This is a genomic window from Streptomyces flavofungini (assembly GCF_014650815.1).
Lineage (GTDB): Bacteria > Actinomycetota > Actinomycetes > Streptomycetales > Streptomycetaceae > Streptomyces > Streptomyces flavofungini.
Map to the genome: position 1 here is coordinate 20,748 of NZ_BMVR01000027.1, position 14,020 is coordinate 34,767.

Annotated in this window: 13 protein-coding genes and 1 pseudogene; 7 read left to right on the forward strand and 7 right to left on the reverse strand. The window is 70.3% G+C overall.

Annotation, left to right across the window (positions count from 1 at the left end; genetic code table 11):
* Positions 1–176: 176 nt before the first annotated feature.
* The 4 genes from IE274_RS38160 to IE274_RS38175 all read right to left on the reverse strand — a co-directional run bounded on the left by IE274_RS38160 (position 177) and on the right by IE274_RS38175 (position 3,748).
* The gene (locus tag IE274_RS38160; protein ID WP_190120548.1) at positions 177–944 is read right to left on the reverse strand and encodes an ABC transporter permease subunit; all 768 of its coding nucleotides are present in this window, start codon (positions 942–944) and stop codon (positions 177–179) included.
* On the reverse strand, positions 941–1,876 hold the full coding sequence (locus IE274_RS38165; protein WP_190120549.1) for an ATP-binding cassette domain-containing protein: 936 nt from the start codon (positions 1,874–1,876) through the stop codon (positions 941–943). Before IE274_RS38165 ends, IE274_RS38160 begins: the two co-directional genes overlap by 4 nt.
* Positions 1,877–1,967: 91 nt before the next feature.
* On the reverse strand, positions 1,968–2,630 hold the full coding sequence (locus IE274_RS38170; protein WP_372447283.1) for a response regulator transcription factor: 663 nt from the start codon (positions 2,628–2,630) through the stop codon (positions 1,968–1,970).
* Positions 2,630–3,748, reverse strand: coding sequence for a sensor histidine kinase (locus IE274_RS38175; protein ID WP_190120551.1), 1,119 nt, complete (start codon positions 3,746–3,748; stop codon positions 2,630–2,632). Before IE274_RS38175 ends, IE274_RS38170 begins: the two co-directional genes overlap by 1 nt.
* Positions 3,749–3,976: 228 nt before the next feature.
* On the opposite strand from IE274_RS38175, the pseudogene IE274_RS38180 reads away from it, so the two are divergent.
* Positions 3,977–4,906: pseudogene (locus IE274_RS38180) on the forward strand (sporulation protein); the annotation flags it as partial.
* 221 nt (positions 4,907–5,127) lie between these two features.
* On the opposite strand, the gene IE274_RS38185 reads toward IE274_RS38180, so the two are convergent.
* Entirely contained in the window at positions 5,128–5,727 is a 600-nt protein-coding gene (locus tag IE274_RS38185; RefSeq protein ID WP_190120552.1) for an SgcJ/EcaC family oxidoreductase, read from the reverse strand.
* Here IE274_RS38185 and IE274_RS38190 point away from each other — a divergent pair.
* Positions 5,726–6,298, forward strand: a complete 573-nt coding sequence (locus IE274_RS38190) for a MarR family winged helix-turn-helix transcriptional regulator (RefSeq protein WP_190120553.1) — start codon at positions 5,726–5,728, stop codon at positions 6,296–6,298. The genes IE274_RS38185 and IE274_RS38190 overlap by 2 nt on opposite strands.
* A 58-nt stretch (positions 6,299–6,356) precedes the next feature.
* On the opposite strand, the gene IE274_RS38195 is transcribed toward IE274_RS38190, so the two are convergent.
* Positions 6,357–8,456 (reverse strand): multicopper oxidase family protein, encoded by a 2,100-nt coding sequence (locus tag IE274_RS38195; protein ID WP_190120554.1) that lies wholly within the window; start codon positions 8,454–8,456, stop codon positions 6,357–6,359.
* Between the two features lie 294 nt (positions 8,457–8,750).
* Here IE274_RS38195 and IE274_RS38200 point away from each other — a divergent pair, with 294 nt between their 5' ends.
* Both IE274_RS38200 and IE274_RS38205 read left to right on the forward strand, forming a co-directional pair.
* Positions 8,751–9,983 (forward strand): sensor histidine kinase, encoded by a 1,233-nt coding sequence (locus tag IE274_RS38200; protein WP_190120555.1) that lies wholly within the window; start codon positions 8,751–8,753, stop codon positions 9,981–9,983.
* Positions 9,980–10,660 (forward strand): response regulator, encoded by a 681-nt coding sequence (locus tag IE274_RS38205; RefSeq protein WP_229910101.1) that lies wholly within the window; start codon positions 9,980–9,982, stop codon positions 10,658–10,660. The genes IE274_RS38200 and IE274_RS38205 overlap by 4 nt, the downstream gene beginning before the upstream one ends.
* Before the next feature lie 432 nt (positions 10,661–11,092).
* Here IE274_RS38205 and IE274_RS38210 read toward each other — a convergent pair whose 3' ends face one another.
* A complete protein-coding gene (locus IE274_RS38210) occupies positions 11,093–12,010 on the reverse strand; it encodes an ion transporter (RefSeq protein ID WP_190120556.1) in 918 nt (305 codons plus the stop codon).
* 163 nt (positions 12,011–12,173) lie between these two features.
* Here IE274_RS38210 and IE274_RS38215 point away from each other — a divergent pair, with 163 nt between their 5' ends.
* From IE274_RS38215 to IE274_RS38225, 3 genes are all read left to right on the forward strand, one after another.
* Positions 12,174–12,347 (forward strand): twin-arginine translocase TatA/TatE family subunit, encoded by a 174-nt coding sequence (locus IE274_RS38215; RefSeq protein ID WP_190120557.1) that lies wholly within the window; start codon positions 12,174–12,176, stop codon positions 12,345–12,347.
* Between the two features lie 428 nt (positions 12,348–12,775).
* Positions 12,776–13,396, forward strand: coding sequence for a hypothetical protein (locus IE274_RS38220; protein ID WP_190120558.1), 621 nt, complete (start codon positions 12,776–12,778; stop codon positions 13,394–13,396).
* 78 nt (positions 13,397–13,474) lie between these two features.
* Positions 13,475–14,020 (forward strand): SPFH domain-containing protein (locus tag IE274_RS38225; protein ID WP_268255610.1); only part of this gene is annotated, 546 nt, incomplete at its 3' end.

Here is a 14,020-nt window from a genome sequence, read left to right on the forward strand (position 1 = left end):
TCTGGCTGCGGGCAGGGAATGGCACGGCTGGTACTGGGAGGCTCACCCATTGCGGGTCCGTGGCTCCTTCTCGGGTCTCGGACGTCGTTCAAGAGCAGTGGGTGCCGGCGCGGCACCCGCTTCTCCACTCACTGTAAAGGAATGGCAAACCCTTGCGACAGGGGCTATGGCCTCCGTCACGCGTCGCGGCGGCGCAGCCGCTGGGTGGCGAGGGCCAGCAGCACCACGGTGTACGCGGCGACCAGTGCGAGCGAGGGCCAGGCTCCGAGGGAGCCGACTGCCTCCGGGCTCGCGTCGGCGGTCTGCGTCAGCTTCTCCAGGGCGGCGGTCGGGGTGGCGCCCGCGACCCACCGCTGCATGTCGCCGAAGAGCGGGCCGAACAGGGAGGGCAGCAGCATCACGGCGATCACCGCGGTCACGGCGCCGGCCGAGTGCCGCACCAGGACCCCGATGGCGAGGCCGAGGACGCCCACGACCGCGAAGAGCCCGGCGATCCCGAGCAGTGCGGGCATCGGCTCGCCCTGAGCGTAGGTGCCGTCCTCCAGTATCGCGCCGCCCAGCAGGTATGCGGCTGTGCAGGCGACCAGGGAGAGCCCGTACAGCAGCCCGGCGAGCAGGACGGCCTTGGCGAGGAGTACCCGGCCGCGGCGGGGAACGGCGGCGAGTGTGGAGGTGAGGGTGCCGCTGGCGTACTCACCGCAGATCGTCAGCGCGCCCACCACACCGGCGATCATCAGCGACACGACGCTGAGGGTGAGGCTGCCGCCAAGGACCGTGTCATCGGGCTGCAGGCTGCCACTGAGCCCCACGAAGACGGCGCCCACCACGGTGACCAGGCCGATCGTCACCGTCGTCCAGCGGGTCGAGCGCAGGCTCGCGAACTTGGCCCACTCGAAGGCCAGGGCCTCGCGGAAGCCCGGGTGCCGTGCGGTGAGGGTGCTCATGGGATCAGTTCCTCCATGTCCTGTGTGCTGCCCCGGTACTCCACCGAGGTCCGCGTCATCGTCGTGTAGATCTCCTCCAGGGAGGAGAAGAGCGGAGTCAACTCGTGGACTGCCAGGCGGTGTTCGCGGGCCAGCTCACCGATCGCGGCGGGTGCGAGTCCCGCGACCCGCCAACCGCCGCGCGCGTCGAGCCGCACCGTGGCTCCCGCCCGCTCCAGCAGCCGGCGCATGCGTTCGGCCTCGCCTTCGGCGGTGCGAACGAGCGTGGCGCCCTGCGAGTGGGTCTCGATGAACTCCCGCATGTCGGTGTCGGCCAGCAGCCGACCCCTGCCGATCACGATCAGACGGTCCGCGGTCAGCTCCATCTCGCTCATCAGGTGGCTGGAGAGGAAGACCGTCCGCCCCTGCGCGGCAAGGGACTTGAGGAGAGCGCGGATCCAGCGGATGCCCTCGGTGTCAAGGCCGTTCACCGGCTCGTCCAGGATCACCACCTCGGGGTCGCCGAGCAGGGCGGCCGCGATGCCGAGCCGCTGGCCCATGCCCAGCGAAAGCCCCTTGGCCCGATGGTCCGCCACGTCGCCGAGCCCGACCTGGTCCAGGACGGCGTCCACCTGGCGTCGCGGGATCGCGTTGGACCGGGCCAGGCCCAGCAGGTGTCGGCGCACGCTGCGCCCGCCGTGCACGGATTTGGCATCCAGCAGCGAGCCGACCTCGCGCAGGGGTGCGGCCAGGCGGTCGTAGCGGCGTCCGTTGACGGTGACCGTGCCCGCGCTGGGGGCGTCCAGGCCGAGGATCATGCGCATGGTGGTCGACTTGCCCGCGCCGTTGGGGCCGAGGAAGCCGGTCACCAGGCCCGGCCGCACCGTGAAGGTCAGTCGATCGACGGCGGCTTTGCCGCCGTATCGCTTGGTCAATTCCCGTGCTTCGATCATGCGGCCGACGCTACGGACGCCGGGCCTGCCCGGACATCTGCCGCCGGGAGTCGGCTGCTACTCCCCTGGGAGTACATCCCGCCCGAGTGCCTCAGCTCTCGCCGGGCCGCACCAGGCCGGTCTCGTACGCGAGCACCACCAGCTGCGCCCGGTCCCGCGCGCCCAGTTTGGCCATGCTCCGGCTCACATGGGTCTTCGCGGTGAGCGGCGACATGAGCAGGCGCTGCCCGATCTCCCCGTTCGACAGGCCCCGCCCGACCAGGGCCAGCACCTCGCGCTCCCGGTCGGTCAGCGCCTCAAGGCGCGTGCCTGCCTCGGCCTGCGGCGCCTTGAGGCGCGCGAACTCCTCGATGACGTGCCGTGTCACCGCGGGGGCCAGCAGCGACTGCCCGGCCGCGACCGTACGGATGGCGTCCCGCAGGTCATCCGGTTCGACGTCCTTGAGCAGGAAGCCCGCAGCCCCGACGCGCAGTGCTTCGAAGACGTACTCGTCGGCTTCGAAGGTCGTCAGGACGAGGACGCGCACCTCGTCCAGGTCCCGGTCGGCGACAATGCGGTGCGTGGCCTGCAGTCCGTCGGCCCGGGGCATGCGGATGTCCATGAGCACCACGTCGGGCCGCGTGGTGCGGGTCAACTCGACGGCCTCGACGCCGTCGGCGGCTTCGGCGACCACGACCAGGTCGTCGGTGAGGTCGAGCAGAGCGCGGAAACCCGCCCTCACGACGGTCTGGTCATCGGCGAGCAGTACCCGGATCACACCGCCCCCAGAGGCAGGACCGCCCGCACTCGCCAGCCCTCGCCCGGCACGGGCCCCGCCTCGACGCTCCCGCCCACGGACGCGGCCCGCTCCCTCATGCCGATCAGGCCGTAGCCGTTTGTGATCGCGCCGTCCCCGGGCGGCCCGTCATCGGTCACCTCCACCACCAGGACATCCCCCACCACTGCGACCGATACGGCCGCGTGCTGTGCCCGCGCGTGCTTGATCACGTTGGTCAGCGCCTCCTGGATGATCCTGTACGCGGCCAACTCCACCACCTGCGGCAGTGCCCGGCCACCCGTGTCCCGGTGCAGTGACACCTCCGCCCCCGTCCCCCGCACGCGCTGGGCCAGTTCTCCCAGCTGTTCCAGACGCGGTGCCGGCTCCTTCCCCGCCTCGCCCTGCCCTTCCCGCAGCATCCCCACGGTCGCGCGCAGCTCGCGCACCGCCTCCTTCCCCGAGGCCCGCACCTGCCGCATCGCCGTCCGCGCCACCTCCGGCCGCTTGTCCAGCGCGTCGAGCGCGAGCCCGGCCTGCACGGTCATCGCCGACACGGTGTGCGCCACGACGTCGTGCAGTTCCCGCGCGATCCGCACCCGCTCCTGCTGCACCTTGCGCTGCGCCTCGCGTTCCCGTTCGGACTCGGCGCGGGTCGCGCGATCCGCGTATTCCTGCATCAACTCCCGTCGCCCGCGCACCACTTCACCGAGGAGTAGTGGTACGAGCGGCCAGAGCATCTCCAGCAGCGGGGCGCCCTGAGGCTGCGCCACGTCGATGCCCGCCACCACCGACACCACGCCCGAGGCGAGCGCGGCGATGACTGCGGCACGCAAGGTCCGCCGCCGGTCGCCGAGCACGGCGAGGGCGTACAGCGCCACCATCACCGGCAGGTTCAGCAGCTCCCCGATGTGCCCGTACAGCGCCCAGCCCGCGCACGCCACCCCCGTGACCACGCTGACGGCCACCGGCCACCGGCTGCGCACCAGCAGCGCCGCGACAGAGACGCCGAACAGGAGCCAAGTCAGCCAGTCGGCCTGACGGTAGGAGGGATCGTTGACCGCCGCGTCGGCACCGGTGAACACCGCGACCACCGCCGCCACCACAAGGTCCGCCATGGGCGGGGACAGGGGCCACACGATGCGACGCGGGGGAGGGGAAGCAGGACTGGGAGGGGGCACGTTCCGAACGATAGGCGGCCGATCAGCGCCCCGCGTACGCCATCAGGAGTACACCTTCCCGTCCCGTGCCCACGACCGGGCTCGCCCGTCCTATTCTCCTTCTACAGCCCTGTAGATGAGGGTTCCCGACTGATCGTCGATTGACTGTAAGGAATGAACGCCGCGCTGGCGTTCAAGCGACTGCTCGGATCGCTCGGGGTGGGCGGCCCCTCGGTGGACACGGTCCTCAAGCCCGGCGCCGTCCGGCCCGGCGGGACGCTGCGCGGGCAGGTGAACCTCCAGGGCGGCAGGGCCGACGTCAACGTCGAGCGCATCACCCTGGAGCTGGTGGCGCGCGTGGAGCGCGACGGCGGTGAGCGCGAGGGATGTGTGGCCTTCGACCGGTTCATCGTGGGTGGCGGTTTCTGGCTAGGCGAGGGCCAGCGGCACAGCGAGCCGTTCGCGATCACCCTGCCGTGGGAAACGCCGATCACGGAGTTGTACGGGCAGGGCCTGGGCATCGTCCTGGGCGTGCGCACCGAGCTGGCGGTGGCGGGCGCCAGGGACAAGGGTGACCTGGACGCGCTGGCCGTCACCCCGCTGCCCGTCCAGGAGGCGATCCTGGAAGCCTTCGGACAGCTCGGCTTCGGCTTCAAGACCGCCGACCTGGAGCTGGGTCACATCGGCGGCACCGGCCAGCAACTGCCCTTCTACCAGGAGATCGAGCTGGCAGCTTCCCCCGAATACGCGCACGCGATCACCGAGCTCGAGGTGACCTTCCTCGCCCACCGCGACGAGATGGAGGTCGTCCTGGAGGCCGACAAACGCGGCGGCCTCTTCTCCTCCGGCCACGACGCGGTCACCCGCTTCAGGGTCCCCTGCGACGGAGCCGAGCACCAGGACTGGAACACGGTCGTCGACGGCTGGGTGCGCCAGATGGTCGAGTACCGGGCGTCGTACGGGCACGGAGACGAGTACGGGCACGACTTCCATGGCCACGGCCATGACGGCCACGGGCACGGGCATGGTTCCGGCAGTCACGGGCACGGCGGGCACCACCGTTCGGGGCCGGGCGTGGGCACCGCTGTGGCCGCGGGCGCGGCCGGGCTCGCCGTCGCCCAGCTCCGTGCCGAGGGCCACGAGATCCGCGCCGAGGACATCGCCCGGCTCTCCCCGCTCAAGCACCGCAACCTGAACCCGCTCGGGCGCTACAGCTTCCGTGCCCCCACCCCGGCCGGTGGCACGCTGCGGCCCCCGCGCGATCCGACGCGCCCGACCTGGACGAGGGCGACGATGGTAGCGAGGAGTAAGCAACACGACGGTGATCAGGGCGCGGGTCACTTTTCCGCCTTCGGGGCGGTGTCGGGGGCCCAGAGGAAGGAGAAGCGCTCCATGACGTTGCTGCGCTCAGTGTTGTGGAAGGCTGCGATCCGCCAGGTGTCGTCGGTGTCGCGGACCAGGGTGAAGGTCGTCACCTTCGAGAGTTCGTCCGCGCCGGGCTTGTCACCGGTGTAGTCGGCGCCGCGGCTGGTGAGGACGGCGACGTCCTTGGTCAGGAAGCGCATGTCGAGGTACCTGGCGGCGAGCTTGCTGTCCTTGAGGAAGCCCTTGAAGAGCGCGCGGTGGCTCGCGGTGATGTCGGCGCGGCCCTCGTAGTGGCTGCCCATGTAGGTGGTGTACGTGCCGTTCTCGGTGAACTGGCGGCCGTACGCCTCCGCGTCGCCGCGCTCCCAGGCGTCGGCGAGGGCGTCGAGGGTGGCGCAGACGGCCTTGCCGTCGCGGCGGTCGACGTCGGCCGGGATCACGTCGCCGCAGTTTTCGGCGCCGGTGCGCTGCACGTCGGAGGTGGCGTCGAGATAGAGATACGTGCCGGTCGCGCAGAGGGTGAGGACGAGCGTGGAGACGAGGGCGGCGCGCTTGACGAGCTTTCGGTTCATGGTGAGGACTCTCCGTTCGGTGGTGGCGGACCGGTGGCGACAGGGCCTCCACGCGTCCGAGTGGTACGCGCTCAGTCGCATCAGGCTGGCGGGCGGGCTCACTTCGGGTGAACTCTCGGCCGGTACGGGCCTCACAACTGGCGCGACGACCCGCCTGATCGACTGCCTTGAGCGTGCGGGACACGTGCGCCGCACCACGGACCCCGCCGACCGGCCCAAGGTCCTGGTGGAGGCGATCCTCGACGCGCTGGGAGAGGTCGAGGCAGCCGTGGCGGCGGCGCGCCCCCCCCGCATCGGGGAGGTGCTCGCCGACTGCACCCCGGAGCAACAGGACCTGCTGTTCGACTACTTCGCCCGCTCCGCTCCGGCGTTCCTATCCGCGACGGAGGAGATCAGGACGGCGACACGGGAGCACAGAGAAGCTGACCTGCCCAGCCGGTCCGGCGGTGCGACGGACCGGCTTCCCGACGGCGTCTTCACGGCGCACCACAGTTCTCAAGCGAGACCGGAGGGCTCGTACCCCAGGCGGCCGTCTTCGGGGTCGCGGCGGTGCCGCAGGCCGCCGTGGTGAGACACAGCGCCCCGGCTGGCATGGTGGCCGCGGCTCGTTCCTGGCGCATCAGAACTCCTCACTCGGGCTTGTTGCCGACGGGGCCGCCGATCTCGTACGGCGTGGTGACGTTGTCGTATGCGAGGTGCATGACCATGCCGAGCTTGCTGTGCCAGAAGTTGTGGCAGTGGTCCATCCAGATGCCGGGGTTGTCGGCCTTGAAGGCGACCTGGACCTCCTCGCCCGGCCGGACGAGCACGGTGTCCTGCCAGATCGGGCTGCCGGAGGCGCGCTTGCCGTTCTTGCTCAGCACCAGCATGTGGTGGCCGTGCAGATGCATCGGATGGTCCTCGCTCCCGCGGTTGATGAAGGTGGTGCGAGCCAGGTCGCCCTCCTTGATCATCAGCATCGGGGTGTCCGGGAAGACATGGCCGTTGATGGTCTGCTTCAGCCCGAAGCTGCCGTCGTAGAAGCCCAGCCACTCGTCGAAGACAAGCCGGTAGTCGCGGTCGAAGTCGCTGTCCGGGCCGAATTCCGTCCTCTTCGGGCTGCCGTAGCTGTACGGATCGAATTCGGGGCCGCCCACATCCGCCTTCAACTTCCCCTTGCCGTCCGGCGAGTACACGATGCCCGCGTCCGGCGCGCTGCCGTCGGTCACCCGCACCGGCCCGTCGGGCATGGTGAACTCGACGTCCATCCGGTTGCCGCCGCCGAGCACCAGCTTCTTGCCCTTGAGCGCGGTCGGCTTGTTCACGTCCGTGCCGTCCAGGGCGGTGACCTTGTACGGGACGCCGTCGACGGTGAACTCGCGGGTGCCGCCACTGGTGTTGGTGAGCCGTATCCGCACCTTCTCGCCCGGCTCGGCGCGGCGCCGCTCCAGCTCGTCCAAGGCGCCGATCGCGGGCACCGTGCCCTTGTCGGTCTGCCAGTCGTGGGCGAGGACGCTGACGTCCTTGTCCACCGGTCGGGTCTGCTTCTTCGGCTCGATGATCAGGGCGCCGAAGAGTCCGCGGTCGACCTGCTCGGAGGCCGCCTGGTGGGAGTGGTACCAGCGGGTGCCGGACTCCTCCACGCGGAAGCGGTAGGTGAAGGACTTGCCGGGCAGCACCGCGTCCTGGGTGGCGCCGGCCACGCCGTCCTCGCCGTTGGGGACGTCGACGCCGTGCCAGTGGATGGTGACGGGGGTCTTGCCGGGCAGCTCGTTGCGCAGCTTGATCTCGACCAGGTCGCCCTCGGTGACCCGCAGTCGGGGCCCGGGGACCTGGCCGTTGTACGTCCAGGCGTCGACCGTCCTGCCGGAGGTCAGCTTCACCTTCTTGGCCTGCGCGGTGAGGGAGAAGCGCCGGTCGGGCGTCCCACTTGTGGGACCGCGCAGTGTGTCGACGGAGACCTCGTCGGCGCCGCCGGACCCGGGGGGCACGTGGTGGCCGCCGGCCATGTCGTGGTGCTGCCCGGCGGCACCGCCGCCCCAGTCGGCCTCGCCCTTCATCATCGAGAAGGTGTGCGGAAGTCGGCTGTCGGCGATCCCGTGGTTGACCAGTCCCACCATGGTGCCGAGCACCACCACGGCCGTACCCAGCCGGACCGCCAGTGACCGTCGCCGGGGGAACTCACGGCCGGTGAGCAGGCGTTGCCGCCGCGCGTTGGCGCGCCAGACCAGTAGCCCGGCGACTGCGGCGGTGATCAACCCGTACACGCCGAGGCTGATCCAGAACGACCGGTCCGGCGGCAGGAACATCTGCGCGAAGCAGCCGAGGCCGCCGAAGGCCGCGAGCCGGGGCGGCACGACATGGCGCGGGGACCGGGCGCGCGACTGCTCCTCCAGCGGCACCGGCGCAGCCGGGTCGGGCAGCCGCATCCGGGCGGCGGAGGCCAGCCACGGCACTGTCCAGACGACGGTGGCGATCACGGCTGGGAGCAGCATGACGAAGGTGGTGAACAGCCGCCGGTCGGCGACGAACACCCACCCATGGCGGGCAAGCAGCCCGTACACGACGAGCCGGGCCGCGGTGAGCAGCAGGGCGACGGTCACCAGCACCAGCGCGATACGGGACATCCGCCGCATGCGGCCGACAGTCCGGCGGCCCGGCTGCAGGCCCGTCGTGACGGCGGCGATCAGCCAGGCGGGGAGCAGGAAGATGCCCAGCCCGAGCTCGAGTCCGGATGCGGCGACGTACACGGCCGTCACCCCCGGCCCTGCGACCGGAGGGCTGCGGCCGTCGGCGGCTGTGGTGGGCGTCTGCGCGGCCGGCGGAGGTCGCGGGCGATCTGGTCGCCGAGGACCCGGAGGCGGCGGCGCCCTGCTGTGGTGGATTCGGTGATCTCAGGCATGCCGTCAGCGTGGCGATCACCGCACCGGCCGGGCATCCGCCGATCCTCGCTCTCTTCCTCGGCGGAAAGTTGCAGGCCGGGCAATGCTGCGTACAACTATCGATCGACGCCTGCCCTCCCGCACCGCGGCTAGCCTGCAGCCATGACATGGGACAGCCTTCCCCGAGCTCTCGGCTTCGCTCGAGCAGGGGACACCCCATCCACGGACCACCTCCCGGAACGCCTGCGGCCGGTGGCGGGTGCCCTCGTGCCGCTGGCCCTCGCCGCGACCACGACCGCCAGTGACGGCATTTCCGCGAGGTTCGACTACCTTCCCGCGCACCCGCCGCTCTTCGTGGCGATCCCGGTCGGGCTGCTCGTCGGCCTCGCGGCCTGGTTCCGCCACCGCCGTCCCGTGCTGCTTCTGCTGGCCGCGCTCGCCGCCTATGTGGTGCTGTCGGCCTGGTTCGCCGTGGTGTTCGCGCAGTACGCCCTGGCCGACCGCGCCGCCTCCTGGCGCCGTGTCGCCGTCGCCTCCACGGTCGCCGTCGCGGTGGTCGCTCCGCCGATCTGGCGGGGCGGCGGCCTTGACGCAGCGATCATGAGCGTGGGCATCTGCGTCTTCCCGGCCCTGCTCGGCCTGTACACGGGCGCCCGCCGCCGCCTCATGGCCGAGCTCCGGGAGCGCGCCGAGCGGGCCGAGCGCGAACAGCAGCAGCGGGTGCTGCAGGCCCGCAGCGACGAACGCGCCCAGATCGCCCGGGACATGCACGACGTCGTCACCCACCGGGTAGCCCTGATGGTGCTGCACGCGACCGCGCTCGAGGCGACCAAGGGTGCATCCGCCGTCGACATCGGCAAGCAGATCGGCGCCATCGGCCGCGAGGCGCTGACCGAGCTCCGCTCGCTGGTGGAGGTCCTGCACACCGAATCCGAGGCCCCGCTCGCCCCGCAGCCCGGCCTGGCCGAGCTGGAGACGCTGATCGCCGACTCCCGCAGCCTGGGGACGCCGGCCACCCTGGAGCTGACCGGAGAGCACGGCGCCACCCGCCCACCCGAGCTGCCGGCCCTGATCGAGCACGCCGTCTACCGGGTGGTGCAGGAGGCTCTGACCAACGTCCACAAGCACGCCGCCGACGCCGAGACCCGCGTCCGAGTCCACTGCACGTGCCGCCTGCTGTACCTCACGGTGATCAACCAGCACGGTGTCGGCGGCAACCCCTCCGGTCTGCCCAGCGGCGGCCACGGCCTGCTCGGCATCGCCGAACGGATACGGCTCGTCGGCGGCGAACTCACCGCAGGCCCGACCCCGGACGGCGGCTTCGAGATCGCCGCCGAGATCCCGCTGGACGACGTACCCCAGAAGCAGCCCACCCACATGGAAGCCACGCGATGACCGAGACGATGACCCGGGTCCTGATCGTGGACGACGAATGGATGGTGCGCTCCATGCTCAGCACCATCATGTCGTCCGCCCCCGACATCGAAGTGGTGGGCGAGGCAGCGGACGGCAGTACGGCGGTGTCGATGGCCGCCGCCCTGGAGCCGGACGTCGTCCTGATGGACATCCGGATGCCCCGCAGCGACGGCCTGACCGCCACAGAGCGCCTCACCTGCTCGCCCCGCCCGCCGCGCGTCGTCGTGCTGACCACCTTCGACCTGGACGAATACGTCCAGACAGCGCTGCGTCACGGGGCCGTCGGTTTCCTGCTGAAGGACGCCACCGCGGATGACATGATCGCTGCGGTGCGCAGCGCGGCCCGCGGCGACGCGATGCTCTCCCCGAAGGTGACTCGCCGCCTCATCCGCCGCTTCACGGAGGAAGACGGCCCCTCCGCCGAGCGGCAGCGCCGCCGCTCCGAGGCCCGCAGCCGCCTGGAGGCCCTGACGGAGAAGGAGCGCGAGGTCCTGATCGCTCTGAGCAGCGGCCTCTCCAATACCGACATCGCCGCGGCCCTGCACGTGAGCGAGGCCACCGCAAAGACCCACATCAGCCGGATCCTGTCGAAGCTCTCCCTCACCAACCGCGTCCAGGCGGCGATCCTGGCCCACCATGCGGGGCTCGTGGACTAGGGACTTCTTCGCCATCCATCGATAGCGGTGTCCCCGGCGGGCTCTTTGGATTTCTCACACAATCCCAACAGCCGCCGGAGGTACCTCAGTTACGCCCGGCCGCTGTACGGCCTGGTGACAGATGGGCGGTGAACTTCCCGTCGGGCCGTTCACGCAGCCAGCCGCGGTCGGCCAACTTCGTGGGCTTTCCGCGCATGGATGATCTCACGCCTAGAGAGCGCGCCGCGGTCGCCCGTTTCGCCGGTCTCGTGGACCAACGCCAGGTGAAGGCGACCGCGACATTCGATGCGGAGCAGACCATCGAGACCGGACATCTCCCCGCCGCCCACGAGCCCGGGAGTCGGAGCGCTGCTGCCCGCCCTCGCGCTCCTGTTGGTCAAGTGAGCGCTCCTTGAGCGGGTGTGGGGGCGGGATCGGTTGCGGGCCGCTTCGTTATGGGCGTCTGCTGCCCGCCGAGGGGCTCTGTTCCGCGTCCCGTGGTGGCGGAGGAAGCGCCTGCTTGAGGTTGTCGAGTGCGCGACGCGCCGTGGCGATGCGTTCGCGGAGCAGATCTGGGTCGACGGGCACCGCTGCACCGGAGGGAGTCACGGCATCGCGCTCGGGGTCGCGCTCCCTCTCCATGTCGCGCGCCTCCTCCAGCGAGGTGATGACCACGCGGATGAGGACGTTGACCAGGACGAAGGAGGCCAGCAGGACGTACGAGGCGTAGTAGACGAAGCTCCAGCGAGAGATCTCCAGACCCGCACGGACCGCGTCACCCAGGCCGTCCAAGGTCATCAACAGGAACAGAGCGAGGACGGCACGGCCGATGGAGCCGAAGTGCTCGGGGTCGTGGTCGGCGAAGAAGACCCAGCCCACCATCGCGTACAGATACAGCAGCAGGGCGCCGACGAGCAGGAAGCTGACGGTACCCGGCAGGCTGCGCCCCACGGCGACCATCACCACACGCAGCTGTGGCAGAAAGCGGGCCGCCCGCAGGATGCGGGCCAGACGCAACAGCCGCAGGACGGTGCCGTTCTCACGGATGACGGGCAGGAACGCGGACAGGAGCACGGCCAGGTCGAAGAGGTTCCACGGGTCGCGGAGGAAGTCCTTGGGGCGATCCGCATGCGCTGCGACGCGTAGGAGTATCTCGATGGTGAAGGCGGCCACACAGCAGTGCTCGGCGAGGCTCAACCACCGGTGCCAGTCCGCCACCAGACCCGCATACGTCTCCACGCCCAGCAGAGCCGCGTTGGCGAGGATCAGTGCGAAGACGGTGACCGCGAACCAGCGTGCTTCGGTGACGGCCCGGCAGCGCGTCGCGAGAACCTCGCGCGCGCATAAGGCCCTGGCCGTGGGGTCCGACATCCTGCTTCCTCACATCTCGTCGGTGCGGCACCCACCACCGGCCAACAGATCGGAAAGGCGGGGTTGTTGAGACATCCCGCGATGGGGGACACTTCTACAGGCTTGTAGATGCAGGCGCGTCGAGCGCCGAACCGCCACGCATACCCGGGAGTGAGTGGACCTGATGTTCGGCTTGAGCGAGCTGGCCCTGATCCTCCTCGTCGTCGTGGTCATCCTCGCGGTGAGGAAGCTGCCCGGGCTGACACGGTCGGCAGGCATGGCGGCCCGCGTCCTCAGGAGCGAGAAGCGCACGCTCAAGAACGACCCCGAGGGCCCGGACCCCGCCCAGCACCCCTGAACACCCCTGTGCGGGCGACTGCGCGCCGTGAACTGTTCGCAGCGTGGGCCGGTAGGCTCCGCTCACTTCACCCACCTGCGCAACGGTCAGCCCTACGCCCACCTGATCCTGGACGGGGCGCTTCTGCCCCTGTGCGTCGGCATGCCGCCTTCGTGCCGCGTCGCCTTGCCCCGCCCGCACCGGGTCTTGATGACTTGCTGACGTCTTCTTAGCGACATCCTGGCACGAACGCCCGTACCAACATTGCCGGGAACCGGCAATGCGGCAGACGGTGATCCTGGGCATGATGGACGTGAGGGAAGCACTGCGGATGGCCTTGATGCCGGACACCGGCACATTCGGAGCCGTGCCGGGATCAGGGCCCCTCGACTGTCGTGCACGGACCGGCGTATACCGCGGAACGAGATGAATCGGGGGAGGGACCGGGCATGAGTGCGTTCGTCGAAGCCAGCATGGGGTTTCCCACGGCCGTGTTCACGGCTGCCCTCGTCGTGGTCGTGGTCTTCTGGCTCCTCGTCGCCGCGGGCGTCACCGAATCCGACGGGTTCGACGCGGACACGAGCTTGTCTGCGTGGGGCCTGGGCGGTGCGCCCGCCACGGTCGCCGTCTCGTTCATGACGGTGCTGTCCTGGTTCCTGAGCCTGTCCGCGAGCGTGCTCTCGTCGGCGGTCGCCCTCTCGGGCACGGTGCGATTCGTCGCCGGTGCCGTCGCTCTCATCGCCGTACCGCTGCTCGCCTGGCGGGTGACGCGGGTGGCCGTGCGCCCCTTCGCGAGATTCTTCCCCGACGAACCCGGGCCGTCCCGGCAGGACTTCATCGGGTCGGTCTGCTCCATCCGCACGGGGCGGGTGGACGCGGACTTCGGCCAGGCCGAGGTCGCCGCCAGGGACGGCTCAACCGCCGTCGTCCAGGTCCGGCAGTACGGCACCGACTCCCTGAGCCGGGGCAGCACCGGGCTGCTGTACGCCTACGACGACACCGGCGAGTTCTTCTGGGTCGCGCCCTACGACGCGGCGCTCGATCCGCAGCCGCACCCCCACCGCGACTGAACCGCCGCCCACCACCTCTTCTCACCTCACCGGGGCCCGGCCACGTCCACGCCCCAGGAATCACTAGGACGTCACCACATGGATGCCATCACCGTGGGCATAGGCGTGTCTGTCGCCGTTGTCCTGCTCATCGTCATCGTGCTGCTGCTGGTCCTCACCCGACTGTTCCGCAAGGTGGAGCAGGGCAAGGCGCTCATCGTCTCCAAGATGCGGAAGGTCGACGTGACCTTCACCGGGCAGGTCGTCCTGCCCGTGCTGCACAAGGCCGAGACCATGGACATCTCGGTGAAGACCATCGACATCACCCGCACCGGCCGTGACGGCCTGATCTGCCGGGACAACATCCGCGCCGACATCCGGATCTCGTTCTTCGTCCGCGTGAACAAGACCGTCGAGGACGTCATCCGGGTCGCCCAGGCCATCGGCACGGCGCGCGCCAGCGATCAGAACACACTGCAGGAACTGTTCAACGCCAAGTTCTCCGAGGCGCTGAAGACCGTCGGCAAGCAGATGGACTTCTCCGACCTGTACACCAAGCGCGACGAGCTGCGCGACCGCATCATCCAGGTCGTCGGCACCGATCTGAACGGCTACAGCCTGGAGGACGCGGCGATCGACTACCTG